This window comes from Streptomyces sp. RKND-216, from assembly GCF_004795255.1.
Classification (GTDB): Bacteria; Actinomycetota; Actinomycetes; order Streptomycetales; family Streptomycetaceae; genus Streptomyces; species Streptomyces hazeniae.
Map to the genome: position 1 here is coordinate 364,639 of NZ_SSBQ01000002.1, position 25,191 is coordinate 389,829.

Genomic DNA, 25,191 nt, shown 5'->3' on the forward strand with positions numbered 1-25,191 from the left:
GGCGCGGGCCCGACGGGTGTGCGGCTACTTGCCGTTGAACTCCTGGTACGCCTCGAGGACTTCCTCGGTCGGGCCGTCCATCCGCAGCTCGCCGTGCTCCAGCCAGAGCACCCGGTCGCAGGTGCTCCGGATGGACTTGTTGTTGTGGCTGACCAGGAAGACGGTCCCCGCCTTCTTCCGCATCTCCGCGATGCGGCGCTCGGACCGCTTGCGGAAGCGCGGATCGCCGGTGGCCAGCGCTTCGTCGATCATCAGCACCTCGTGCTCCTTGGCCGCGGCGATGGAGAACCGCAGCCGGGCCGACATGCCGGAGGAGTAGGTGCGCATCGGCAGCGTGATGAAGTCGCCCTTCTCGTTGATGCCCGAGAAGTCGACGATGCTCTGGTAGCGCTCCCGGATCTGCTCGCGGGTCATGCCCATCGCGAGCCCGCCGAGTATGACGTTCCGCTCGCCGGTGAGGTCGTTCATCAGTGCGGCGTTCACGCCGATGAGCGAAGGCTGGCCGTCGCTGTAGACCGTGCCGCTCTCGGCGGGGATCAGGCCGGCGATGGCCTTGAGCAGGGTGGACTTGCCCGATCCGTTGGAGCCGATGAGACCGATGGCCTCGCCGTGGTACGCGGTGAAGCTGACGCCGCGCACGGCGTGCACCCTGCGGACCCCCCGGTCGGGGTCGCGCCGCAGCATCCTGCTCAGCGCCGCGGTGGCGCTGCCCTTGCCCTTGGAGGCACCGTTGACCCGGTAGACGATGTGCAGGTCTTCGGCGATGACGGTCGGCACCCGCGACTGCGCGGGGGCCGACGATTCCGTCTCCCTGGACTTCTCAGCCACGGCCATAACGCTCCTCCGCCTTCCAGAAGAACACAAATCCGAAGGCGCCGATCAGCAGCGCCCAGCCCAGGGCGGCAAGCCAGCCCCACGGCGCCACGTACGCCATCGTGTAGTCGTCGATCAGAGCACGGCGCATCAGATCCATGTAGAGGGCTGCAGGGTTGTACTGAAGCACCTGAGCAAGCCACTCGGGTCCGTCCGCGCGCTCCGTCACCATGTGATGCAGGGGAAACAGAACCCCGGAGGCGTACATCCACGTCCTGAGCACGAACGGCATGAGCTGAGCCAGGTCGGGTGTGTTGCTGCCGAGCCTTGCGAAGACCAGGGCGAGCCCGGTGTTGAACATGAGCTGCATCACGAGCACCGGCACGATGAAGAACCACGACCAGTCGGGGAACTCACCGAAGGCGACCAGGATCACTCCCAGCACGATCATCGAGTAGAGCAACTGCTGAAGCTGCTGCAGCGAGAACGAGATGGGCAGGGCTGCGCGTGGAAAGTGCAGGGCTCTGACCAGACCCAGATTATTGGCGATCGACCGTACGCCGCTCAGCACCGAGGTCTGCGTGAAGGTGAAAACGAAGACGCCCGTGACGAGGAACGGCACGTAGTTGTGCTCGCCGCCCGGCACTCCCTCCCGGCCACCGAGCAGCAACCCGAAGATCAGGAAGTACACACCCGCGTTCAGCAGGGGCGTCGTGACCTGCCAGAGCTGGCCGAGCTTGGCCTGGCTGTACTGCGCGTGCAGTTTCGCGCGGGAGAAGGTGAGGATGAAGTGGCGCCGGGCCCAGAGCTGCCGGACGTACTCCGGCAGGGAGGGCCGCTTGCCGCTGACCGTCAGGCCGTACTTCGCCGCCAGCTCGGCCGGGGACAGGCCGTCGTCCGGTGATGGCGGGGGGTTCACGGCGACCGCACCGTCGTGCGTTGTCTCGCTCACGTTGAAACTTTCGTCCTCACACTGTCCAGTGACTCGGAAGACCCGATGTTCTCAGATCCGAGCTTGTCAGATGACCGGCGGTCGGCCCAGTCGCGTCATGCGCCACACGGTGCGCCATTTCATGGGCCTGCGCGGCCCGCACGGGGTGGTCCAGCCCTCCTTGAACCCGCCCAGCCACGCCCTGAGCGCCGGCCGCGACGGGCGTCTGGCCAGCGTCAGCAGCAGCCATACGCCCAGGTAGACGGGCACCAGCGGGGCGGGGAGATTGCGGCGGGCCAGCCACACGCGGTTGCGGGCCACCATGCGGTGGTAGACGGCGTGCCGACTGGGCAGCGTCGTCGGGTGGTGCAGCACCATGTCCGGCCGGTAGTCGATGGCCCAGCCCGCGTCCTGCGCCCGCCAGGCGAGATCGGTCTCCTCGTGGGCGTAGAAGAAGGCGTCCGGCAGGCCGCCCACCTGCTGGAACACGGCGGTCCGGACGGCGTTGGCGCCGCCCAGGAAGGTGGTGACGCGGGACGGCCGCAGCGGGTCCGACGCGCGCAGCCGGGGGACGTGGCGGCGCTGGGTGACGTCGGTCTCCGGGTCGGCGATGCGGAAGCTGACGATGCCCAGCTCCGGGTCGGCGGCGAACGCCTCCCGGCACAGCTGGGCGGTGTCCTTGCGGGGGAGCAGACCGTCGTCGTCCAGGAACAGCAGCACGTCGACGTCCCGGCCTCCGGGGCCGAACACCTCGATGCCGACGTTGCGGCCGCCGGGGATGCCGAGATTTTCCGGAACCTCGACCGTCCGTACACCCGCCGGCAACGCGGGCAGCGGCGCCCCGTTACCGACCACCGCGATCTCGACCGGGGCGCCCTCCTGCGCGGCGACCGAGTCGAGGAGAGCGCGCAGCTCGTCGGGGCGGTTGCCCATGGTGATGACGACCGCCCCGACGGTCACACCGGCCGCCGGGGCCTTCTCGCGCGCGCTCACTTGAGCCTGCTCGAGACGAGGACGGACACCAGGTGGAGCACCGTCTGGAGGAGGGCGATGCCCGCCAGCACCGCCACCGCGAGCCGGGTGAAGTACAGGTCGCCGCGCACGGCGTCCAGCACGGCCACCAGCAGGATGAGCAGGGACGCCTCGATGCCGAGGATCAGCCGGTGGAACTTCAGCGCCGCCGCCGCCTTGCGGGCCAGTGCCAGGCCGGACGACCGCGGCTCGGACGCCGCCTCCTGCACCGGCGGCATCCCGGCCTGGTGCCGGGCGACGCCGACGAGATCGGTCTCCGCCTTGATCAGGACGGCGCCGAGCGCGGCGAGCGTGCCGAGGAACGCCCACAGCCACTCGGCCCGGCCCTCGCCCCACAGGTCGGCGGCGCGCAGGCCGAGTCCGACGAGCACCGCGGCGTCGCAGAGGTAGGCGCCGACCCGGTCCAGGTAGACGCCGCCGAGCGAGTACTGCTTCTTCCAGCGGGCGATCTCGCCGTCCACGCAGTCGAGCAGCAGGTACAGCTGGACCATCACCACGCCCAGCACCGCCCCGGCTATGCCGGGGACCAGCAGGGCCGGGGCGGCGAGGACACCGGCGAGCGTCATCAGGTAGGTGAGCTGGTTGGGCGTGACCCGCGTGTTGACCAGGTGCCGGTCGACGCGGAGGGACACCTCGCGCATGTAGAGGCGTCCCGCCCAGTGCTCACCGCTGCGCCGGTCCTTCACCCCCTCGGGGTGCACGACCGGGCGGAGTTCAGCTACCGATGGCCTTGGCATAGTCGGCGTACGCGTCCTTGATCTGGTCGGTGGACAGGTCGAGGTGCTCGAGGATGGTGTAGCGGCCCGGACGGGTCTGCGGTGCGAACTCGACCGCCCGGACGAACTCCTCGACGCTGAAGCCGATCTCCTCCGGCAGCACCGGCAGGCCGTGCCGGCGCAGCACCTCGGCCATGTGCGCGGAGTCCTCCTCGGCGCCGCGCAGGTGCATGGCGAACGCCGCGCCCAGGCCGACCTGTTCGCCGTGGCTGGCCGCGCGCTTGGGGTAGAGGAGGTCGAACGCGTGGTTGATCTCGTGGCAGGCGCCGGACGCGGGACGGCTGTCGCCCGCGACCGACATGGAGATCCCGGTGAGCACCAGGCCCTCGGCGAGCACCTGGAGGAAGTCGTCGTCGCCCACACCGCCGGGGTGCCGCAGCACGGCCTCGCCGGCCTGGCGAGCCATGGCGGCCGCGAGGCCGTCGATGGACTCGCCGGTCTCCCGGTTGGCCAGCTCCCAGTCGGCGATGCAGGAGATGTTGGACACCGCGTCGCCGATGCCGGAGCGCACGAACCGCACGGGCGCCTCGCGTACCACGTCGAGGTCGATGACGACCGCGATCGGGTTGGGCACGCCGTACGAGCCGCGGCCCGCGTCGTTGTCGAGGGTGGCCACGGGCGAGCACAGGCCGTCGTGGGCCAGGTTGGTGGCGACCGCGACGAGCGGCAGGCCGATGCGGGCCGCCGCGAACTTCGCACAGTCGATGATCTTCCCGCCGCCCAGGCCGACCACCGCGTCGTAGTGGCCGGACTTCATGGCCTCCGCCAGCTTGATCGCGTCGTCCAGCGTGCCGCCGCCCACCTCGTACCAGGTGGCGCCCGGCAGGGCCGGTGCCAGCCGCTCGCGCAGCTTGGCCCCGGAACCGCCGCTGATGGCGACGGCCAGCTTGCCGATGGCGGAGATCCGCCGGTCGGCGAGGACGTCGGCCAGGTCGTCCAGCGCGCCGGCCCGGATGTCGACGACGACTGGCGAGGGGATGAGCCTCGTCAGTACCGGCATGCGATCTCCCGGCCCTTGGCGAGGTCGTCGTGGTTGTCGATCTCGACCCAGGCCACGTCGCCGATGGGGGCCACGTCGACCTTGAAGCCGCGGTTGACCAGCTCCTGGTAGCCGTCCTCGTAGTAGAGGTCGGGGTCACGCTCGAAGGTGGTCTTCAGGGCGTCGGCCAGCTCGTCGGCCGCGGAGCCCTCGATGAGGGTGACGCCGATGTACTCGCCAGTGGCCTCGGACGGGTCCATCAGCTTGGTGATCTTCTGGACGCCCTTGGCGGGGTCGACGACGACCTTCATCTCCTCCTCGGCGAGCTGCTTCACCGTGTCGAGGGCGAGGATGATCTTCTGGCCGTCGCCGCGCGCGGCGAGCAGGGTCTTCTCGACGGAGACCGGGTGCACGGTGTCGCCGTTGGCGAGGATCACGTCGTGCTTGATGGCGTCACGCCCGCACCACAGGGAGTAGGCGTTGTTCCACTCCTCGGCCTTGTCGTTGTCGATGAGGGTGAGCGTGAGGCCGTACTTCTGCTCCAGGGCATCCTTGCGCTCGTACACCGCCTCCTTGCGGTAGCCCACGATGATCGCCACCTCGGTCAGGCCGATCTCGGCGAAGTTGCCGAGGGTCAGGTCGAGGATGGTGGTGTCGCCGTCGACCGGCACCAGGGCCTTCGGCAGGGTGTCGGTGTAGGGGCGCAGACGCCTTCCGGCGCCGGCGGCCAGCACGAGGCCGATCATGCGGGTTCTCCTGTTTCGTCGTGTACGGCGGGTGCTCCGCCCGCAGAGGCGGACACCCAGAAGCGGACGCTCTCGACGAGCACCGCCACGGCGATGACCACGGCGAGCGCGGTCAGCGCGAGTGTGAAGCCTTGGCCCGTTCCCCCGAGGAGCAGCGCGGCGGCGACCGTGACCGCCGACGTCCTCCCCTCGTGCCCCCCTGTCGCGCGCACCAGCCAGGCCGGTGGCGCCCCGGTGCCGCCGCGGATGCGGTACACCGTGTCGTAGTGATGGTAGGCGACCGCGGACACCAGTCCGAAAGCGGCGGGCAGGGCGCCGTTCACCTCGGACCGGGCGGCGAGCACGAGCACGGTGGCGTATTCGGCGGTCCGCAGCAGCGGCGGGACCAGCCAGTCGAGCGCGCCCTTGAGCGGGGCGGCGACGGCGAGCCCGGCGAGCACGACGTATCCGGCGGCCGCGAGCACCGGCCACCAGCTGCCGAGGGGGGCCCGCAACGCGGCGCCGGTCACCGTCGCGGCGCCCAGCGCGGCGAGCGCCGGCGCCAGCGGACCGCGCACGGCACCGGCGCCGGCCAGGCGGGCGACGGCCCCGGACAACGGACCGGTGTCGGCGAGGTCGGCCAGCGCGCGGGCCGCGCGGTCGGTGCGGTGTGCCCGCCGGGTGACCGAGCGCAGTACGCGCCCGCCGGTGGTGTAGCAGGCTGCCAGTGCACAGCCCGCGAGCAGCACGGTCAGCGTCACGCGCGGCGAGGTGAAGGCGGTGAGGACGGCGATCAGCGCCCAGCGTTCACCGATGGGCAGCACGATCATGCGGCGCGCCCAGACCGTCCAGCCGACCCGGTCCAGGCGTCCGGAAAGGGCGGCGGTGGGGCTGGTGTTGGCGGCGGCGTCGTGGTTGGCCTCGGTGAAGGAGAAGTCCACGACGTGGCGCACGGTCTGGAGCACCATGGCCCCCAGCGCGAGCGCCCACACGTCGTCGCCGCCGCGCGCCGCGCCCAGCGCCAGACCCGCGTAGTAGGCGTACTCCTTGGCCCGGTCGAAGGTGGCGTCGAGCCAGGCACCGAGGGTGGAGTACTGCAGGGAGTAGCGGGCGAGCTGGCCGTCGGTGCAGTCCAGTACGAACGAACCGAGCAGCAGCACCCCGGCCGCGGCGAACCCGGCGCGGGTGCCGGTGGCGGCGCAGGCGGCGGCGATCAGGGCGGTGACGAGGGACGCGGTGGTGACCTGGTTGGGCGTCAGCCCGCGACGGGCGCACCAGCGTGCCAGGTAGCGGGAGTACGGGCTGATCGCAAACGTGGTGAAGAAGCCGTCTCGCGGCTTCACCGCGCCCCGCAGCCGTACGGCCTCCTCATCGACGCCGGCCACCGCCTCCTCGGCTGCCCGGCGGGCGTCCGGCCCGTCGGGCACCTCCGCGACGAGGACGCCGAGCGCCGGGCGCTGCACGGCGGCGCCTCCGGCGTCCAGGGCCGCGGCGAGGGCGTCCGGGAGGGTGTCGGTGCCGGGTTCGGCGGGTGGGGACGCGGCGCGGGACGGCGCCGCACCGGCCCCTTCGTCCGCGAGCAGGTCGTCCACGGGGGCGTCCGTCTCCGAGGCTCCGATGCCGCGCTCGGTCGCGCCCGGAGAGGCGGAGGGTGCGGGTGCGCCGTCGGCGTCCGCGCCGTCGGCGAGGCCCGGGACGCGGCCGCGTCCTTCTCCTGGCTGTGCGGGGATCGCGGGGCCCCCGTCCGCGGCCGGACGGGGGCCGTCGAGGGTGCCGGTGCGCGTACCGGCACCGGCGGACGCGAGACCGTCGGTGTGCGGCGTCCCCACGGTGCCGGCGGCGGTCAGGCCATCGTGCCGCGCGCCCCCGGGCGCGGGCACGGCCTGTCCGTCCAGCGCACGGAGCAGTGCCGGCCGGGCCTGTGGCTGGGCCGTCAGGGCACCGGGCACCGCGGCGGCGGGGAAGCGGGGGTCGGTCAGGGCGAGCCGGAGGCTCTGCAGGTGGCCGACGAACCGGGCGTCGACCAGCGCGACGCGCTCACCGGCCGGGACCCGCCGGACCTCGGCCGCGGCGGCGGCGGCGTCGGCGGCCGTGCGGACGTCGAAGCCCAGCGTCCGCAGGCCGTCCTCGAGTGACGACCCGTCGACCGGTGGACCGGTGAGGATGGCGGTCGGCAGCGGAACTCACTCCTTGACGTGCGGCAGGTCGCCGTGCCGGGCGTCGGGCGGCCGGGCAGCGGCAGGGCACGCCCGCACCGGGGACACGGCGGGGCGGCATCGGCCATGAGGCTATCGGATCAACGACGTGCGCCGTTCATCGCGCGTTCGCCGGACACCGCGCGCCGGGCGGAAGGGCCCGGGCGCCGGACGGGGCGCCACGGACCAGGGACGACGCGGGGGCGCCCGGCGGTTCCGGCCCGGTCCGGCGGATAGGGTGCCGCCATGACGTGGTTGATCACAGGTGGCGCGGGTTACATCGGCGCGCACGTCGTCCGTGCGCTGGGCGCCGCCGGCGAGCGGGTCGTCGTGCTCGACGACCTCTCCAGCGGGCTGCCCGAGCGGCTTCCCGCGGAGGTTACGGTCATCGAGGGCTCCGTCCTGGACCGGGACCTGCTGGACCGGACGCTCGCCGGCCACGATGTGCGGGGCGTGGTCCACCTGGCGGCGCGCAAGCAGGTCGGCGAGTCGGTCGAGCAGCCCCTGCGGTACTACCGGGAGAACCTGCACGGGCTGACGGTGCTGCTGGAGGCGGTCGTCGCCGCGGGGGTGGACCGGTTCGTGTACTCCTCCTCGGCAGCGGTGTACGGCATGCCGGACGTGGACCTGGTCACGGAGGACACCCCGTGCGTGCCGATGAACCCGTACGGGGAGACCAAGCTGGCCGGTGAGTGGCTGGTACGCGCCACGGGCCGCCGGCACGGGCTCGCGACGGCGTGCCTGCGCTACTTCAACGTCGCCGGAGCCGCCGCACCGGAGCTGTCGGACGTGGGCGTGAGCAACGTCATCCCGATGTTCTTCGAGGCCCTCACCCGCGGCGAGGCGCCCCGGGTCTTCGGCGACGACTACCCGACGCCGGACGGCACCTGCGTCCGCGACTACGTGCACGTCGCCGACCTGGCGGACGCGCACGTCGTCGCCGCCCGGCACGTGGCGGCGGCGGGCGAGGCGGGTGCCGGCGCGGAGGATCTGACCGTGAACATCGGCACCGGCGCGGGTGTCTCGGTCCAGGAGATCGCCGGCCTGGTGGCCGACGTCACGGGTCTGCGCGAGCCGGCCCCGCAGGTGGTCGCACGCCGTCCGGGCGACCCGGCTCGCGTGGTCGCCTCGGCAGAGCTGATCCGGCGGGAGCTGGGCTGGAAGCCCCGGCACGACGTGCGCGACATGATCGTCTCCGCATGGGAGGGATGGCGCCTGCGCCACCCCTGACCGCGCTCCCCGGGGATCTGCTCCGGCAGACCAGAGTACGGAAGAAAACGCCAGGTCAGAGCACATGACAACGGTGTTCAGCGTCGCGTTGCCCCTACCCCCCGCCCGTAGTTCACTGGGGACCGCCTGCAGACATTCCGAGTCGAGCGACGGAGGCGGCGCATGGGTGCGGGGCACGATCACGGCGGGCTCGGGGCGGGCTCGGGAGGCACCGTTTCGGCGGCGCACCGCACCCGGCTGCGCATCGCCCTGGGCATCACCCTGACCATGGCGGCGGTGCAGGTCGCCGGCGGCCTCCTCGCCGACTCACTCGCCCTGCTGGCGGACGCGGGCCACATGGCCACGGACGCACTGGGCCTGGGCATGGCGCTGCTCGCGATCCACTTCGCGAACCGTCCGAGCAGCGAGCGGCGCACCTACGGCTTCGCGCGGGCCGAGATCCTCGCCGCGCTGGCCAACTGCGTGCTGCTGCTCGGCGTGGGCGGCTACATCCTGTACGAGGCGGTGCAGCGCTTCCTCACCCCGGCCGGGACGGACGGCGGACTCACCCTGGTCTTCGGCATGGTCGGCCTGGTGGCGAACAGCGTGTCGCTGGCGCTACTGCTGCGCGGGCAGCGGGAGAGCCTGAACGTGCGCGGCGCGTTCCTGGAGGTCCTGGCGGACGCCCTCGGCTCGCTGGCGGTGATCGTCTCGGCGGTGGCCGTGATGCTGACCGGCTGGGAGGCGGCCGACCCGATCGCCTCGCTGCTGATCGGGCTGATGATCGTCCCGCGGACGGTGCGGCTGGCGCGGGAGGCCCTGGACGTGCTGCTGGAGGCCGCGCCGAAGGACGTGGATCTGGCCGAGGTGCGGGCACACATCCTGGCGGTGCCGGGCGTGGAGGACCTGCACGACCTGCACGTGTGGACGATCACCTCGGGCATGCCCGTCCTGTCGGCGCACGTCGTGGTCAGCCAGGAAGTGCTGGACGCGATGGGCCACGAACGCGTCCTGCACGAGTTGCAGGGCTGCCTGGGGGCGCACTTCGACGTCGAGCACTGCACGTTCCAGCTCGAGCCGCACGGACATGCGGCGCACGAAGCGCGGCTGTGCCACTGAGGTGCGGCACACTGGGCGAGCAGCCGGATACCACCTGGAGAAGGACGAACATGGCGAACAGCCCAGCGGCACCCATTCTGCTCGAACTGGTCGACGAGGACGGCGCGACGACCGGAACCGCGGAGAAGCTCTCCGCTCACGTGCCGCCGGGCAGGCTGCACCGGGCGTTCTCCGTCTTCCTCCTCGACGACACCGGCCGGCTGCTGCTCCAGCGGCGCGCGCTGGGCAAGTACCACTCCCCCGGCGTCTGGTCCAACACCTGCTGCGGCCATCCCTATCCGGGTGAGCCGCCGTTCGCGGCGGCGGCCCGGCGGGTGGGCGAGGAACTGGGCGTGGCGCCGTTCTCGATGCGGGAGGCCGGCACGGTCCGTTACCACCACCCGGACCCGGCGTCGGGGCTGGTGGAGAAGGAGTTCAACCACCTGTTCGCCGGGGTGGTGCGGGACCGGTTGCGTCCGGACGCGGAGGAGATCGCGGAGACGGCGTTCGTGACGCCGGCGGAGCTGGAGAAGCGGCACGCGGAGGACACCTTCTCCGCGTGGTTCATGACCGTGCTGGACGCCGCGCGGCCGGCGATCCGCGAGGTGACGGGCGGCGCGGCAGGCTGGTAGCCCCGGCCGCGCACGCGCCCGCCACCCGGCGGGCGCGTGCCTCCCGCGCGGGGCCTGACCGCCGGGCCCCGGGGCTGGGGCCCGGCGGTCAGGCCCCGGGCGGGAGCGGGAACGCCGCCCAGACGACCTTGCCGCCCGCCCCGGTCTGTTCCACGTCGCACAGGCCGCCCGCCTCGGCGGTGATCGTCTTCACCAGAAGCAGGCCGCGACCGCCGGTGTGCTGCTGGTCCGGGTCGGCCTCCAGCGCCTTGGGCCGGTACGGGTGTGCGTCCTCCACGGCGATCCGGACCCAGCCCGAGCCCAGCGACACCTCGACGCCGATCTCCGGGGAGAGCAGCGCCGCGTGCCGCACCGAGTTGGTGACCAGCTCGGAGAGGATGAGCAGCAGCCCCTGCAGCATGTCGTCGGTGACCGGCGCGCGCTGCCGGCGCACCAGGTCACGTACGGCGTGCCGCAGCTGCGGCACGGACGAGTCGAGCGCGGGAGCGGTGAGGCGCCAGGTGCCCTCGTAGCTCGCCGGCCGGGCGCACTCCTGCACCGGTGTCGCCACCGGGGCACCGCCACCGGCCGCCGGCGGCTCACTCCCGCGGATGTCCATCTGCCGCACCCCGCTCCCTCCACGCTGTGTTCTTGCATCTGTTCTTGCATCGAGTGTTGATAGCTCACACCCCCGAACCGACCGGCTGACCGCAAGTCGTCACCTATCGACGACATGTGCCACTCGACCTTCGATTCATGGCCTTCCGTGACCGGAAATGCGCCAGTGCCCGGACGATGTCTGACAGCCCGGCGGATACGATCGGACTCATGCAGCTGGCCACCGCGTGCGCCGAGGGCGTCGCGACCGTCACCATCGACCACCCGGCCAAACGGAACGCGATGACGCCCGCCATGTGGCGCGCGCTGCCGCCGCTCCTGGACCGGCTGGCGGCCGACGCCGCCGTACGCGTGATGGTGCTGACCGGCGCGCACGGCACCTTCTGCGCCGGGGCGGACATCGGTACGCTCCGCACGTCCGCCGACGAGGGCAGGAACCTCGCCCTCGCCGCGGAGGAGGCGCTGGCCGCGTTCCCCAAGCCGACCCTCGCCGTGGTCCGCGGTCACTGCGTGGGCGGCGGGGCACAGCTCGCCGCCGCCTGCGACCTGCGGTTCGCCGCCGCGGACGCGCTCTTCGGCATCACCCCGGCACGGCTGGGCATCGTCTACCCCGCCTCGGCCACGCAGCGGCTGGTCCGCCTGGTGGGACCGTCCACCGCGAAGCACCTGCTGTTCTCCGCCGAGCTGATCGGCGCCGAACGGGCGCTGCGCTGCGGCCTGGTCGACGAGGTGCATCCGGGCGACGGCCTCGACACCCGCACCACCGCGTACACCCGCCTGCTCGTCTCCCGCTCCCAGCTGACCCAGACCGCCGCCAAGGAGTTCGCCGAGGGGCACGTCGGCCGGGAACGGGTCGCCCACTGGTCGCGCGAGGCGGCGACGAGCGACGAGTCGGCCGAGGGGGTCGCCGCCTTCCTGGAGCGCCGTGAACCGCGCTTCACCTGGAGCACGTGACCTCGCGTGTTCTCGGGGGGACGGCCCTTCCCCCCAGGGATTACCAATCGGTAACGTGCGGGCATGACGACGACACCCGACGACCGAGCCGGCCGCCACTGCCACAACGCGCTGAACCCGTTGCACTCCGCCGTCTACTTCGCCCCCGATCTGGCCAAGGAGCTGGCGCCGTACGGCATCGAGGACCCCAGCGCGGTCTACTTCGCCGGACGCGCCGCCGCCATGGGCGCGGTCTCCGCCGGAACGGTGACGGCCGCCTTCTACAACTTCAGCCACCACCTGATCTCCCGCTTCCTGCCCGAAGTGTGGGACTTCGCCTCACCGTCGACCGTGCTGGCCGCCCGGATGCGTGCGGTGGACGCCATGCTGCGGCGGCTGCTGGGCGACGACGCCGTCGCCTCGCCGCAGATGCGCGAGGCCGCGGACCTGGCGCTGCGCGCCGCCGAGGGCTGCACCCGCCCCGGGCGGCCGCTGTACGCCGCGCACGCCGACCTGCCCGTTCCCGACGACGCCCACCTGGCGCTCTGGCACGCCGCCACGCTGCTGCGCGAGCACCGCGGCGACGCGCACGTCGCCGTGCTCCAGCACGCCGAACTCGACCCGCTGGAAGCCCTGGTCAGCCATTCCGCGTCCGGACGGGGCATGGTGCCGTCGTTCCTGCTGACCACCCGCGGCTACAACGAGCAGGACTGGCACGGCGCCCAGGACCGTCTGCGCGTCCGCGGGCTCCTCGACGAGGCGGGTGACCTCACCGAGTCCGGACTGACGCTGCGCAAGCTGCTGGAGACGGAGACCGACCGGCTGGACGGACGCCCGTACGCCGCGCTGGGCGCCGAGGGCACCGCCCGTCTCACCGAACTCGCCGGCGGCTTCACGGCCACCGCCCTCGGCAACGGGGCGTTCCCCGGCGAGGTGTTCGGCAAGGGCTGACCCGCCGCCCGACGGGGTGCGGCGCGGCCTCCGTTGTTTGGCCCGGCACGAGACGGGGACCCGACAGCCATGCGTGCAATAGCTGACATCTTCCGCATGATCGGCGGCGCCATCGCCACGGTCGTGACCCTTCCCTTCCGCGCGGTGGCGCGGCTGTTCGGCGGCATGTCCCGCGGTGGCCGCCGGGTCTGAGAATCCCCCGCGCCGCGCGGACCGCCGGTACCGGCCCCGTACCGGTCCGGCGGTCCGCGCGCGTCCGGCCGCCGTCCCGGCCGCGGCACCTGCCAGAATGCGTACCTCACCCGGGACAACCCCCGGGCGGGGAACAGCAACGGGACGGCGGAACGGATCAACGTGACGACCACCATCGAAGGCAGGATCGCCGAGGAGCTCGGCGTACGGGAGCGGCAGGTGAAGGCCGCGGTCGAGCTGCTCGACGGCGGTTCGACGGTGCCCTTCATCGCCCGGTACCGCAAGGAAGCCACCGAAATGCTCGACGACGCGCAGTTGCGCGCCCTCGAGGAGCGGCTCCGGTACCTGCGTGAGCTCGAGGAGCGGCGGGCGGCGATCCTGGAGTCCGTGCGGTCGCAGGGCAAGCTCGACGACGCCCTGGAGGCCCGCATCCGGGCGGCCGAGTCCAAGGCCCGCTTGGAGGACATCTACCTTCCGTTCAAGCCCAAGCGCCGGACCAAGGCGCAGATCGCGCGCGAGGCCGGCCTCGAACCGCTCGCCGACGGGCTGCTGAACGACCCCTCGACCGAACCGCAGGCGGCGGCCGCCGCGTTCGTGGACGCCGAGAAGGGCGTCGGCGACGCCGGGGCCGCGCTGGAGGGCGCCCGCGCGATCCTCACCGAACGCTTCAGCGAGGACGCCGACCTGATCGGCGAACTACGCGAACGCATGTGGGAGAAGGGCCGCGTCGCCTCCTCCGTCCGCGAGGGCAAGGAGGAGCAGGGCGCCAAGTTCAAGGACTACTTCGACTTCGCCGAGGACTTCACCGAGCTGCCCTCCCACCGGGTACTGGCACTGCTGCGCGGCGAGAAGGAGGAGGTCCTCGACCTCGCGCTCCAGCCCGAGAACCCCGCGGACGCGCCCGCCGACGGCACCCCGGGTGCGTATGAGCGCAGCATCGCGAACCGCTTCGGCATCCGCGACCAGGGCCGTCCCGCCGACGGCTGGCTGGCCGACACCGTCCGCTGGGCCTGGCGCACCCGCATCCAGGTGCACCTCGGCATCGACCTGCGGCTGCGGCTGCGCACGGCCGCCGAGGACGAGGCCGTGCGGGTCTTCGCCGCCAACCTGCGCGACCTGCTGCTGGCCGCCCCGGCCGGCACCCGCGCCACGATGGGACTGGACCCGGGGCTGCGTACAGGTGTGAAGGTCGCCGTGGTCGACGCCACCGGCAAGGTCGCCGCCACCGACACGATCTACCCGCACGCCCCGCAGAAGAAGTGGGACGAGGCCCTGGAGCGGCTGTCGGCGCTGGCGGAGCGGCACGACGTCGACCTGATCGCCATCGGCAACGGCACCGCCTCCCGCGAGACGGACAAGCTGGCCGGCGAACTCCTCACCGGGCGGCCGGAGCTGAAGCTGACCAAGGTGATGGTCTCCGAAGCCGGCGCGTCGGTGTACTCCGCCTCCGCCTACGCCTCGCAGGAGCTGCCGGAGCTGGACGTCTCGCTGCGCGGCGCCGTCTCCATCGCCCGGCGCCTCCAGGACCCGCTGGCCGAACTCGTGAAGATCGACCCCAAGTCGATCGGAGTGGGCCAGTACCAGCACGATCTGTCCGAGGTGAAGCTCTCGCGTTCGCTGGACGCGGTCGTCGAGGACTGCGTGAACGGCGTCGGGGTGGACGTGAACACCGCTTCCGCGCCGCTGCTCTCCCGGGTCTCCGGCATCGGCGGCGGCCTCGCCGAGAACATCGTCGCCCACCGGGACGCCCACGGCCCGTTCCGCGACCGCAAGGCCCTCAAGGACGTCGCGCGGCTGGGCCCGAAGGCGTTCGAGCAGTGCGCGGGCTTCCTCCGCATCCGCGGCGGCGACGACCCGCTGGACGCCTCGTCGGTGCACCCCGAGGCGTACCCGCTGGTCCGCACGATGGTGAAGACCGCCGGGACCGACGTCCCGTCCCTGATCGGCAACGCGACGGCGCTGCGTGCGCTGAAGCCGTCCGACTTCGTCGACGACGCGTTCGGCCTGCCGACGGTGACCGACATCCTCAAGGAGCTGGAGAAGCCGGGCCGCGACCCGCGTCCCGCCTTCCGGACCGCCAGCTTCAAGGAGGGCGTGGAGAAGATCGGCGACCTGGCCAGCGGCATGGTGCTGGAGGGCGTCGTCACCAACGTCGCGGCGTTCGGCGCCTTCGTCGACGTGGGTGTCCACCAGGACGGTCTGGTGCACGTCTCCGCCATGTCCCGCTCCTTCGTCAAGGACCCGCGGGACGTGGTCAAGCCCGGCGACATCGTGAAGGTCAAGGTGCTGGACGTTGACGTGCCGCGGAAGCGGATCTCGCTGACGCTGCGGCTCGAGGACGAGGCCGTCGCGGGCTCGGCGAAGGGCGGCGAAGGGCGCCGGGGCGGGGGCGACCGGCGCAAGGGTTCCGCGCCGCGCCAGCGGCAGGGCAGTGGCGGCCGTCCCCGACGGGACCGCGACCAGCGCCCCGCACCGGTCAACAGCGAGATGGCCGAGGCGCTCCGCCGGGCGGGCCTCCGCTAGCGCGCGCCGGGGCCGTGCACGGGGGCACCGCTCCCGTGCACGGCCCCGGCCGCGTCCCTCACCCCGCCGAACGGGGGAGGCAGAGCCCGGACCGGCCGGACCGGTACGTGCACCACTGGCGGGTCGGGATCGTGGTGCCGGAGGCGCCACCCGGGAACCACCTGTGGTTCCCCGCTGGCGCTCGGGGACGTCTACGTCGGCCAGAAGGACCGGAGCACCTTCTGGCGGGTCCTGCAGTTCGGCGTGCAGAACCTCTGCGACCCCGAGCTGGACGAATGGCTCGTGATGGACACGTTCACGCACGAACCCGGTACGGTCCCCCTGCCCCGCCGCTGCGCCCGGCCGTCGCCGACGGACGCGTCACCGAGCGGGGCAGGGGCAGAGGGCTGGGGCTGGGACTGGGGCGGGGCAGAACTCAGCGGCCGTACGCCGCGATGACGCGCTCCGCGTAGCGTTCCGCATCCCAGTCCTCGGCGAGCACGTCGCCGCCGCACCACACGTACGTGCGGGCCGCACGCCCCCCGTCCACCGCGACGGCGCGCATCGTGTACTCCGCCCCCTCGAACGCGTCGAGCACGGCGCACTCCTCGGGCGTCAGCCCCCGCAGCAGGCACCCCCGCGCGAGGCCGCCTGGCGCGGGCACCAGCCCCGGGTAGGGCCGCCGCGCCAGCGCCGCGGCCCGCCAGCCGGCCAGCGCGGCCGGCTCGGCGCACGGAACCCTCCCCAGCAGGGCCCCCAGCACCTCCTCGAAGCAGAGCGTTCCGTAGACGAACAGCGGCATGTCCTCGTGTGCAAGGCGGGATTCCACAAAACCGAGCGTAGTACCTGGTCACCGGGCCGCTCTTGCTTGTTCCGACGGTAATAACTTACGGTCTCGTAACCTACGCAGCCGTAGGTGAATCGCACCCGCACGTCAGGAGCATCCGTGACCGTCACCCCCCGACAGCACGCCGGTACGGACGGCTGGACCGACGCCCGGCTCCTCTACGCGCTGGAGGAGGTGGTGGAGAAGGAGCTGAACCGGCACCTGGCGGTGGCGAAGGACTGGATGCCGCACGAGTACGTGCCGTGGAGCGACGGCCGCAACTTCGACGGCCCGCTGGAGGGCGAGCCGTGGGCGCCGGAGCAGTCGAAGGTCACCGACATCGGCCGGACCGCGCTCGTGGTCAACCTGCTCACCGAGGACAACCTGCCCTCCTACCACCACGAGATCGCCAGCCTCTTCGGGCGGGACGGCGCCTGGGGCACCTGGGTGCACCGCTGGACGGCGGAGGAGGGCCGGCACGGCATCGTGATGCGGGACTACCTGCTCACCTCACGCGCAGTGGATCCGGTGCAGCTGGAGAACTTCCGGATGGCACACATGTCGGAGGGCTTCGAATCCGACAACCGGCACAGCATGCTCCACTCCGTCGCCTACGTCTCCTTCCAGGAGCTGGCGACCCGCGTATCCCACCGCAACACCGGCCACCAGTCCGGCGACCCGGTGTGCGACCGGATGCTCGCCCGCATCGCCACGGACGAGAACCTGCACATGGTCTTCTACCGCAACCTGCTGCAGGCGGCGTTCGAGATCGCCCCCGACCTGACGATGCAGGCGGTGCGCGACGTGGTGGTCGGCTTCCGGATGCCCGGTCACGGCATGCCGGGATTCGAGCGTGCCGCCGCCCAGATGGCGATCGGCGGCATCTACAACCTGCGCATCCACCACGACGACGTGCTCCAGCCGGTCCTGCGCTTCCTGAAGGTGCTGGACATCGACGGCCTCGACCCCGAGGGGCTCAAGGCGCAGGAGGAACTCGGGCTGTTCATGAACGGCTTGGACGGCGAAGCGCGGAAGTTCGACGAGCGGCTGGCCGCCCGCGCCGCGCGCAGGGCCGCCCGCGCGAACCGCTGACCCGCGAACGGTCGTGACCGAGCGGTCAGAGCACGGCCGGAGCGTCCTCCCGCAGTCGGTAGACGCCGTCCGCCCTGCTCAGCAGGCAGTGGTCGACGAGGTATCGCCGCACGGTCACGTGGTCGACCCCGGCGCCCTCGCACCACCCGCGCAGGACGGCGTTCACCTCCCGCTCCGGGTAGGCGGCGCCCGTCTCGAACGACCGCCGCGCCAGGTGGTGCAGCACGATGCGCCGCCGCCCGAACTGCCGGGGCAGGCTGCGGATGCGGCCGCCGTCGTCCCGCAGGAAGGTGCGCAGCAGCGTCTCGACGCGTGGGTCGCCGGAGCCGTGGTCCACGCCGGGCCGTGCGGAGTCCTCGCTCCGGGCGGCCCGCAGGGCGGTGTCCTTGAACTGCCCGGCCCGCGCCACCAGCCGTCCGCCGGCGGCCTGCACGAGCCCGCCCTCCTGGAGACGCCGCAGCGCCGCCACCGCCTCCTTCGGCGGGATCCCGGCCCGGTCCGTCACCTCGGACGGCGTCCCGGCACCCAGCACGACCGCGGAGAACACCCGCAACCGCCCCGGCTCGGCCAGCAGTCCGACGATCTCCTCCGGCGTCACGCGTTCCTCCCTCGACCTCTCACTCGCGCCAGGACCGTACGCCACCGGCCCCTCACTCCGCGAAGCATTTTCCGGGCCGCGGACGCGCAGCTCAGGGCGCCCACCCGTGGTCCGCGCGGGGGCGAAGGTGTAGTTTCGCGGCGGGGGCTCAGACACGATCGGGTGGGGAGCGAGGGGTGAAGGAGCGAGAGCTACGGCGGCGGTGCAGGCGCGAACTGCGCTCACTGGGGGTGCAACCGCCGCTGCGGGTGGAGGAGTTGTGCCGCCTGCTGGGTGAGAAGCGCGGCCGGCCGATCCGGCTTCTGCCCTATGCGCTGCCGGCCCCGGGACCGTTCGGGCTCTGGGTGGCCACGGACACCACGGACCACATCCTGTACCAGAAGGAGACCAGCAAGGCCCACCAGGACCACATCATCCTGCACGAGGTGGGCCACATCCTGGCGGACCACCGCAGCGACGACGACGATCCGGAGTTCTGGCGGTCGGCGCCCGGCGACCTCTCCCTGGGGGCGGTCCGGCGGGCGCTGCGCCGCACGTCGTACGACGAGGAGCACGAGCGGGAGGCCGAACTGGTGGCCACCATCATCCTGGAGTGGGCGTCCGTGCTGGACCACGTGACGCCCCGGGCGTCGAAGAACCCCGCGCTGCAGCGGGTGCAGACGGCGCTGGGCGACCGGCAGGGGTGGTTGTGACATGACTGCTGTACTCGGCGTGCTGCTGGTGGCGGCCGTCGCATGGAAGGGCTACCAGCTCTCGCGCGCCCCGGCGGACCTGCCGCTGCGGTCGGTGACGCTGTGCCTGGTGTCCGCCGCGCTGGCGTTCCCGTTCGGCACCGGGCCGGGCGCCCGGGCGGCGGACGGGCTCCTGGGCGCGGGGGCGGCGGAGCTGCTGCAGAACGTGCTGCTGCTGTGCTGCGTGTACTTCCTGATGTGCTTCTACCTGCACTCGGCCGCCCTCGACCCGGCGCGCGGCCGGCGACGGGCCCGCCTGGAACTGGTTCCGCTGGGTCTGGCCGCGGGGCTCGCGGCGGTGTCGATGGCCGCCACCCCGCCCGGCGCGCGCGGCGGCACCTACGACACCGCGGACATGCAGATCGCCGGCGTTGCCGGCTTCTACCTCTCCGCGGGTCTGTACCTGGGGTACGCCCTGGCTATGGCCCTGTGGTGGACGTACCGCTACATCCGCCTCTCGCAGGGGTCGCTGGCCACCGGGCTGCGGCTGACCGCCGTGGCGATGGCAGCCATGGTGCTGGCCGACGTGGTGCGCCAGGTGTTCGTCGTGGTGCGGTGGGCCGGCGGCCCGGACGAGTCGCCGCTGCTGACCGGCGCCAACCTCACGCTGTCGATCGCCGTGCCCGTGTTCGTGATCGGTGTGAGCTACCCGGGCGCGGCGACCCGCATCGCGGCGCTGCGGCTGTGGTGGCGGCACCGGCGGGCCTACCACCGGCTGCGTCCGCTGTGGGCCGCGCTGCACCAGGCGTTCCCGGAGGACGAGCTGACCCGGGTGCCGACCCGGCCCTGGGGGGACCGGCTGCTCCTGCGCGGCGTGCACCGCCGCTACTACCGGCGGGTCATCGAGTGCCGCGACGGGCTGGTGCGGATCAGCCCGTACCTGGCGCGTCCGGACGCCGACGGCGAAGAGGAAGGCGCGCGGGACGCCGCTCCCCCGGCACGCCCGGAACCGTCCGAGAGCTGGGCGGCCGACCTGGCCGCGCGGCTGCGGGCCGCGCTGCACGACCACGCGGCGGGTGCCCCGGCGCCTTCCAGAGTCGCGCCCTCGAAGGCCGTGCTGCTGCCGATGCCCGCGGAGGAAACCCTCGAGGGGGACGCCCGCCAGCTCGTCACCCTCTCCGACGCCTTCCACGCCGCCGCCCGCTGAGGCGTCGACCCCGCGCCCCGCTCACCCGGACCGACAGAACCCACCCGACCCGACAAGGGGGACGTACCACCCATGGAATTCCTGGTGTCGGCAGGACAGTTGCTCTCCGGACCGGACGGCGACCGCACGCCGGACGGCGCGGTCCTCGTCCGCGGCGACCGCATCGTCGCCGCCGGACCGCGCGCCGAGGTCGAGGCCCGGGCGTCGGCCGGCGCCGTGCGCCTCGCGCGCCCGGAGGGCACGCTCCTGCCCGGCCTGATCGACACCCACGTGCACCTGTGCTTCGACGCCGGGCCCGACCCGGTGACGTCGCTGCGCGAGGCGGACGACACCGCGCTGCTGCTCGCCATGGCCGACCGGGCCCGGCGGATGGTGGCCACCGGTGTGACGACGGTGCGCGACCTGGGCGACCGGGGCGGTCTGGCGCTGCGGCTGCGGGACGCCGTCGCCTCCGGGGCCGTGAGCGGTCCGCGGGTCCTCGCGGCCGGTGCTCCGCTGACGGTGCCCGGCGGCCACTGCTGGTTCCTCGGCGGCGAGGTCTCCGGCGAGGAGGCGATCCGCGAGACGGTGCGGCGCAACGCGAAGGACGGCGCCGACGTCATCAAGGTGATGGCGACCGGCGGCGGGCTGACGAAGGGCGGCCCGGCGATCTGGGAGGCCCAGTTCTCCCCGGAGGAGCTGCGGGCGGTGGTCGAGGAGGCCCGTGCGCACAACCTGCCCGTGGCCGCCCACGCGCACGGCGCGGACGGCATCGCGGCGGCCGTGGCGGCGGGCGTGGACACCGTCGAGCACTGCACGTGGATGGGGCGCGGCGGTTTCGACGTCCGTGAGGACGTGGTCGCGGACATCGCCGCGCGCGGCATCGCCGTGTGCCCGGCGGCCAGCCCAGGCTGGCGGGCGTTCGCCGAACGGTTCGGACCGGAACGGGCGGAGGAGATGTTCGCACGGGTGCGCTGGATGCACGAGCAGGGCGTGCGGCTGATCTCCGGAACCGACGCGGGCGTGCCGGGTGCCGTCTTCGACGACCTGGTGTCCAGCCTGGGTTTCTTCGTCCACCTGGGCCTGCCGCCGTCACGCGTGGTGGCCATGGCCACGGCCGACGCCGCGGCCGCGGTCGGGCTGGGCGACGACACCGGGCGCCTCGCGGACGGCTACCGCGCGGACCTTCTGCTGGTGGACGGCGATCCGCTCGCCGACCTGGAGGCGCTGCGCGAGGTGCGGGCTGTGCTGGCCGGCGGGCGACTGGTCAACGGCGGCTGACCGGGCCGGGCGGGGCAGGCGGAGTCGTCCGTCCGGCCGTACGTCCCGGTCAGCCCCGGGCGAACCGGTCGAGCGCGGCGAGCAGGATGTCGCGGGTCGTCCCGCCGCCCAGGTGACCCGCGTCCTCCACCACGTGCAGTTCCGCGTCCGGCCAGGCGCGGGACAGCTCCCAGGCGGTGGCCAGGGGGCTGCCCAGGTCGAGCCGGCCGTGGATCAGCACGCCGGGGATGCCGGTCAGGCGGTGGGCCTCGCGCAGCAGTTGTCCCTCCTCCAGCCAGGCGCCGTGCGAGAAGTAGTGGGCGCACAGGCGCACCAGTGCGGTGCGGTCCGCGGAGGGCCGGTCGCCGTACGGACCGGGGGCGCCCTGCGTCTCCCCGGAGACGACGGCGTCCTCCCAGGCGCACCACTCCTGGACCGCCCGGTCTCGTACGGCCGGGTCCGGATGCTCCGTCAGGGCGGCGTAGGCGCCGACGACGTCGCCGTCGGGCGGTGTCCCGGGGGCCCCGGCGAGGAAGCGTTCCCACTCGCGGGGGAAGAAGCGGCCCACGCCCCGGTAGAGCCAGTCGATCTCGGAGCGGCGGGTGGTGGTGACGGCGGGAACGACGATCCCGGTGACCCGCTCCGGGTGCCGCTGGGCGTAGGCGAGGATCAATGTGGAGCCCCACGAGCCGCCCTCCAGCAGCCACCGGTCGATGCCGAGGTGTGTGCGCAGCAGCTCCATGTCGGCGATCAGGTGGTGGATCGTGTGGTGCCGCACGCCGGTCGACGGGTCCCCGGCGTGCGGTGTGCTGCGCCCGCAGCCCCGCTGGTCGAAGAGGACCACCCGGTACCGCTCGGGATCGAAGTAGCGGCGGTGACGGGGGCGGCAGCCGGATCCGGGCCCGCCGTGCACCACCAGCGCGGGCCTGCCGTCGGGGTTGCCGCACACCTCCCAGTAGACGTGGTCGCCGTCCCCCGCGTCGAGCATGCCGTGCTCGTACGGCTCGATCTCCGGATACAGCTCACGCATGTCCGCTCCCTCGTCGCGACGGCCCACCCTGGCACGGCGTGAGGCGCGACGACACCGGATAATCCCGTTGCTCGGCCCGTGCGGGAGCCGTAGCGTTCTCCTCGGCCCTGTTGCCGTCGATAGGAGAGGCCGTTGCTCGTCTGAGGTCGGAGACACCGTGTGCACCGCCGTAGGGCGTGCGTGCCACGAGTGCGACCTCGGAAGCGAGCGGCCCCCCTCCGGCCGGTCTCCTCCTCCCGCGCGGCCTGCTCCGCGGGTGCCGGTGTCTCCCAGCGCTGCCCCCTTTCCAGGACGACGCGACCGGAGAACCGCATGTCTGCACCCACCACATCCATCACCTGCACCCGCCTGTCCTTCGCGTGGCCGGACGGCACGTCCGTGCTGGACGGCTTCGAACTGGCCGTCGGGCCTGGCCGCACCGGGCTGATCGGGGTCAACGGCACCGGGAAGTCGACTCTGCTCAAGCTGGTCGCCGGGGAGCTGGCGCCCCAGGAGGGCAGCGTGCGAGTGGCCGGGGAGGTCGGCTACCTGCCCCAGGACCTCACCCTGGACACCGGCCTGCGCGTCGACGCGGCGCTGGGCATCGCCGGGACCCGGGCGGCGCTGCACGCCATCGAGGCGGGCGACCCGAGCGAGGCGCACTTCACCGCGGTCGGCGACGACTGGGACGTGGAGGAGCGCGCCCGGGCGACGCTCGACCAGCTCGGCCTGACCCACATCACCCTGGACCGCACCATCGGCGAGGTGTCCGGCGGCGAGTCGGTGCTGCTGCGGCTCGCGGCGCTGCTGCTGCGCCGCCCCGACGTCCTGCTGCTGGACGAGCCGACGAACAACCTGGACCGGGAGGGCCGGCGGCGGCTGTACGACGCGGTGGCGTCGTGGAGCGGCGTCCTGGTGGTGGTCAGCCACGACCGGGAACTTCTCGAACTGGTCGACCAGATCGCCGACCTGCGGGCCGGCGAGGTGCACTGGTACGGCGGCAACCTGTCGGCGTACGAGGAGGCCGTGGCCACCGAGCAGGAGGCGGCCGAGCGTATGGTGCGCGTCGCCGAGGGCGATCTGCGACGGCAGAAGCGCGAACTCGCGGAGGCACAGACCAAGCTGGCCAAGCGCGTCCGCTACGGCGACAAGATGTACGCCACCAAGCGCGAGCCTCGTGCGGTGATGAAGCTGCGCAAGCGCTCGGCGCAGGAGTCGGCGGGCAAGCACCGGATCCTGCACGAGCAGCGACTGGAGGAGGCCAGGGAGCGGCTGGACGAGGCGTCCGCGGCCGTACGTGACGACGACGAGATCCGGGTCGACCTCCCGTTCACGGCCGTGCCCGCCGGACGGCAGGTCCTCACCGCGCGCGAGGTCGAGCTGCGGTACGGCGCCCGCGCTCATCTGGACGTGCACGGCCCGGAGCGGATCGCGCTGACCGGACGCAACGGCGCCGGCAAGTCGACGCTGCTGCGCACGGTCGCCGGGCTGATCCCGCCGGAGGGCGGCGAGCTGACCACGCACGTGCCGCTGCGCTACCTGCCGCAGCGGCTGGACCTGCTGGACGAGTCGCTGAGCCTGGTGCAGAACGTGGCCCGGCTGGCTCCGGGGGCGACCGACAACCGCATCCGGGCGCAGCTGGCCCGCTTCCTGTTCAAGGGGAAGCGCGCGGAGCAGGTCGTGGGCACGCTGTCCGGGGGCGAGCGCTTCAGGGCGACGCTCGCGGCGGTGATGCTCGCCGAGCCGGTGCCGCAGCTGCTGATGCTGGACGAGCCGACGAACAACCTCGACATGGCGAGCGTCCGGCAGCTCACCGACGCGCTGCGGTCCTACGAGGGGGCGCTGATCGTGGCCGGTCACGATGTGCCGTTCCTGCACGCGATCGAGCCGACCCGGTGGCTGCGGCTGGACGGCGCACTCGCCACCGTCGATCCCGAGGAACTCTGGGAGGGGTGACGTATCGTGCGCGCATGCGAGAAGTGCTGGTCGTCGGAGGCGGCGTCATCGGGCTGACGACGGCGGTCGTCCTGGCCGAGGAGGGCGTGCGCGTCCGGGTCTGGAGCCGTGAGCCTGCCGAGCGCACGACGTCCGCGGTGGCGGGCGGACTGTGCTGGCCGTACCGGATCGAGCCGGCGGAACGGGCGCTGGAGTGGGCGGTGCACGGCTTCCGCACCCTGTCCTGGCTGGCCGAGCGTCCGGCGGAGACCGGCGTCCGGCTCGTGCCGGGCCGCATGGTCATGGACGACACGCCGGAACGCTGGTCGGCGCTGGTCGGCGAGCGGTGCCGGACGCCGCTTGTCGACATGACGGCCTATCTTCCGTATCTGCGAGGACGCCTGGAGGCCGCCGGCGGGCGGTACGCAGAGCGGGACGTCTCCTCGCTGGCCGAGGCCGGCGAGGAGGCGCCGGTGGTGGTCCACTGCACCGGGCTGGGCGCCCGCGAGCTGGCCGGGGACGCCACGATGACCGCGGTGCGCGGTCAGTTGCTCGTCGTGGAGAATCCCGGCGTCCGGGACTGGCACGTGTCGTCGGAACCGGGGGCGTCGAACTCCACCTACCTGCTGCCGCAGCCGTACGGGTTGATCCTCGGCGGTACGGCGGAGGAGGGCGCCGAGGGGACGCTCCCGGACCCGGCGACGGCCGCGGCGATACGCGAGCGCTGCGCCCGCGTCCATCCCGCGGTGGCCGACGCCCCGGTCCTGGAACACCGCGTGGGCCTGCGCCCGTGCCGCGCCGCCGGGGTCCGCCTGGAACGCGAGGAGCTGCCCGGAGGCAGCGTGTGCGTGCAACAGTACGGCCACGGCGGGGCGGGAGTGACCGCGTCCTGGGGCTCCGCACGGGAGGCGGCCGACCTGGTGCGCGCGGCCCTCGGGGACCGACCCGGCTGACGCCCGCGCCGTCCCGGGAGGCTCCGTGCGGTCCGGACCGGGCCCCGCGGGGTGCTCCGCCGGAAACCAAGACGCCATGGACATGACGCGGGTAGC

The 25,191-nt window shown here is 73.0% G+C and carries 24 protein-coding genes and 1 pseudogene; 13 read left to right on the forward strand and 12 right to left on the reverse strand.

Annotated elements, in window-relative coordinates; all coding sequences use genetic code 11:
* Positions 1-24 precede the first annotated feature (24 nt).
* The 8 genes and pseudogenes from E4198_RS01825 to E4198_RS25250 form a co-directional block, all read right to left on the reverse strand.
* Positions 25-834, reverse strand: a complete 810-nt coding sequence (locus E4198_RS01825; protein ID WP_136181574.1) for an ABC transporter ATP-binding protein — start codon at positions 832-834, stop codon at positions 25-27.
* Complete coding sequence (locus tag E4198_RS01830) at positions 821-1,765, reverse strand: ABC transporter permease (protein WP_136181575.1); 945 nt, start codon at positions 1,763-1,765, stop codon at positions 821-823. Before E4198_RS01830 ends, E4198_RS01825 begins: the two co-directional genes overlap by 14 nt.
* Positions 1,766-1,831: 66 nt before the next feature.
* Positions 1,832-2,677, reverse strand: a complete 846-nt coding sequence (locus E4198_RS01835; RefSeq protein WP_136185125.1) for a glycosyltransferase — start codon at positions 2,675-2,677, stop codon at positions 1,832-1,834.
* A gap of 56 nt (positions 2,678-2,733) precedes the next feature.
* Positions 2,734-3,513, reverse strand: a complete 780-nt coding sequence (locus E4198_RS01840; protein ID WP_078528223.1) for a CDP-alcohol phosphatidyltransferase family protein — start codon at positions 3,511-3,513, stop codon at positions 2,734-2,736.
* Complete coding sequence (locus E4198_RS01845) at positions 3,491-4,552, reverse strand: iron-containing alcohol dehydrogenase family protein (protein WP_136181576.1); 1,062 nt, start codon at positions 4,550-4,552, stop codon at positions 3,491-3,493. Before E4198_RS01845 ends, E4198_RS01840 begins: the two co-directional genes overlap by 23 nt.
* Positions 4,540-5,277, reverse strand: a complete 738-nt coding sequence (locus E4198_RS01850; RefSeq protein ID WP_136181577.1) for a phosphocholine cytidylyltransferase family protein — start codon at positions 5,275-5,277, stop codon at positions 4,540-4,542. Before E4198_RS01850 ends, E4198_RS01845 begins: the two co-directional genes overlap by 13 nt.
* Positions 5,274-7,085: a DUF5941 domain-containing protein gene (locus E4198_RS01855; RefSeq protein ID WP_247597510.1), complete on the reverse strand. Its 1,812-nt coding sequence runs from the start codon at positions 7,083-7,085 to the stop codon at positions 5,274-5,276. Before E4198_RS01855 ends, E4198_RS01850 begins: the two co-directional genes overlap by 4 nt.
* A gap of 63 nt (positions 7,086-7,148) precedes the next feature.
* Positions 7,149-7,433: pseudogene (locus E4198_RS25250) on the reverse strand (CDP-alcohol phosphatidyltransferase family protein); the annotation flags it as partial.
* A 264-nt stretch (positions 7,434-7,697) separates the two neighbouring features.
* Here E4198_RS25250 and galE point away from each other — a divergent pair.
* From galE to idi, 3 genes are all read left to right on the forward strand, one after another.
* Positions 7,698-8,681: a UDP-glucose 4-epimerase GalE gene (gene galE, locus E4198_RS01865; RefSeq protein ID WP_136181578.1), complete on the forward strand. Its 984-nt coding sequence runs from the start codon at positions 7,698-7,700 to the stop codon at positions 8,679-8,681.
* Positions 8,682-8,843: 162 nt separating this feature from the next.
* Complete coding sequence (locus E4198_RS01870; protein ID WP_136181579.1) at positions 8,844-9,779, forward strand: cation diffusion facilitator family transporter; 936 nt, start codon at positions 8,844-8,846, stop codon at positions 9,777-9,779.
* 50 nt (positions 9,780-9,829) lie between these two features.
* Complete coding sequence (idi, locus tag E4198_RS01875) at positions 9,830-10,390, forward strand: isopentenyl-diphosphate Delta-isomerase (protein WP_136181580.1); 561 nt, start codon at positions 9,830-9,832, stop codon at positions 10,388-10,390.
* Positions 10,391-10,478: 88 nt separating this feature from the next.
* Here the strand turns inward: idi and E4198_RS01880 are convergent, their stop codons facing one another.
* Positions 10,479-10,988: an ATP-binding protein gene (locus tag E4198_RS01880; RefSeq protein ID WP_136185127.1), complete on the reverse strand. Its 510-nt coding sequence runs from the start codon at positions 10,986-10,988 to the stop codon at positions 10,479-10,481.
* 209 nt (positions 10,989-11,197) lie between these two features.
* Between E4198_RS01880 and E4198_RS01885 the strand changes: the two genes are divergently transcribed.
* The 4 genes from E4198_RS01885 (at position 11,198) to E4198_RS01895 (ending at position 15,586) form a co-directional block, all read left to right on the forward strand.
* Positions 11,198-11,941 (forward strand): enoyl-CoA hydratase/isomerase family protein, encoded by a 744-nt coding sequence (locus E4198_RS01885; RefSeq protein WP_136181581.1) that lies wholly within the window; start codon positions 11,198-11,200, stop codon positions 11,939-11,941.
* Positions 11,942-12,004: 63 nt separating this feature from the next.
* A complete protein-coding gene (locus E4198_RS01890) occupies positions 12,005-12,871 on the forward strand; it encodes a hypothetical protein (RefSeq protein ID WP_136181582.1) in 867 nt (288 codons plus the stop codon).
* A 69-nt stretch (positions 12,872-12,940) separates the two neighbouring features.
* Positions 12,941-13,063, forward strand: a complete 123-nt coding sequence (locus tag E4198_RS25650; RefSeq protein WP_281727954.1) for an LPFR motif small protein — start codon at positions 12,941-12,943, stop codon at positions 13,061-13,063.
* A 162-nt stretch (positions 13,064-13,225) separates the two neighbouring features.
* Positions 13,226-15,586 (forward strand): Tex family protein, encoded by a 2,361-nt coding sequence (locus tag E4198_RS01895; protein WP_136181583.1) that lies wholly within the window; start codon positions 13,226-13,228, stop codon positions 15,584-15,586.
* Between the two features lie 415 nt (positions 15,587-16,001).
* Here the strand turns inward: E4198_RS01895 and E4198_RS01900 are convergent, their stop codons facing one another.
* Positions 16,002-16,394, reverse strand: coding sequence for a gamma-glutamylcyclotransferase family protein (locus tag E4198_RS01900; RefSeq protein ID WP_210732764.1), 393 nt, complete (start codon positions 16,392-16,394; stop codon positions 16,002-16,004).
* Positions 16,395-16,511: 117 nt separating this feature from the next.
* On the opposite strand from E4198_RS01900, the gene E4198_RS01905 reads away from it, so the two are divergent.
* On the forward strand, positions 16,512-17,483 hold the full coding sequence (locus E4198_RS01905) for an acyl-ACP desaturase (protein WP_136181584.1): 972 nt from the start codon (positions 16,512-16,514) through the stop codon (positions 17,481-17,483).
* A 25-nt stretch (positions 17,484-17,508) separates the two neighbouring features.
* Here E4198_RS01905 and E4198_RS01910 read toward each other — a convergent pair whose 3' ends face one another.
* Positions 17,509-18,081 carry a DUF2087 domain-containing protein gene (locus E4198_RS01910; RefSeq protein ID WP_136181585.1) on the reverse strand — a complete coding sequence of 191 codons (573 nt, stop codon included), beginning with the start codon at positions 18,079-18,081 and terminating at the stop codon, positions 17,509-17,511.
* A gap of 176 nt (positions 18,082-18,257) precedes the next feature.
* On the opposite strand from E4198_RS01910, the gene E4198_RS01915 reads away from it, so the two are divergent.
* From E4198_RS01915 to E4198_RS01925, 3 genes are all read left to right on the forward strand, one after another.
* On the forward strand, positions 18,258-18,773 hold the full coding sequence (locus E4198_RS01915) for a hypothetical protein (protein ID WP_027762243.1): 516 nt from the start codon (positions 18,258-18,260) through the stop codon (positions 18,771-18,773).
* Position 18,774: 1 nt separating this feature from the next.
* The gene (locus tag E4198_RS01920) at positions 18,775-19,959 is read left to right on the forward strand and encodes an MAB_1171c family putative transporter (RefSeq protein WP_136181586.1); all 1,185 of its coding nucleotides are present in this window, start codon (positions 18,775-18,777) and stop codon (positions 19,957-19,959) included.
* A 72-nt stretch (positions 19,960-20,031) separates the two neighbouring features.
* A complete protein-coding gene (locus E4198_RS01925; protein WP_136181587.1) occupies positions 20,032-21,219 on the forward strand; it encodes an amidohydrolase family protein in 1,188 nt (395 codons plus the stop codon).
* A gap of 49 nt (positions 21,220-21,268) precedes the next feature.
* Here the strand turns inward: E4198_RS01925 and pip are convergent, their stop codons facing one another.
* Positions 21,269-22,228: a prolyl aminopeptidase gene (gene pip, locus E4198_RS01930; protein ID WP_136181588.1), complete on the reverse strand. Its 960-nt coding sequence runs from the start codon at positions 22,226-22,228 to the stop codon at positions 21,269-21,271.
* 312 nt (positions 22,229-22,540) lie between these two features.
* Between pip and E4198_RS01935 the strand changes: the two genes are divergently transcribed.
* The gene (locus tag E4198_RS01935) at positions 22,541-24,163 is read left to right on the forward strand and encodes an ABC-F family ATP-binding cassette domain-containing protein (RefSeq protein ID WP_136181589.1); all 1,623 of its coding nucleotides are present in this window, start codon (positions 22,541-22,543) and stop codon (positions 24,161-24,163) included.
* A gap of 14 nt (positions 24,164-24,177) precedes the next feature.
* Positions 24,178-25,095 carry an FAD-dependent oxidoreductase gene (locus E4198_RS01940; RefSeq protein ID WP_136181590.1) on the forward strand — a complete coding sequence of 306 codons (918 nt, stop codon included), beginning with the start codon at positions 24,178-24,180 and terminating at the stop codon, positions 25,093-25,095.
* The last annotated feature ends 96 nt before the right edge of the window (positions 25,096-25,191 follow it).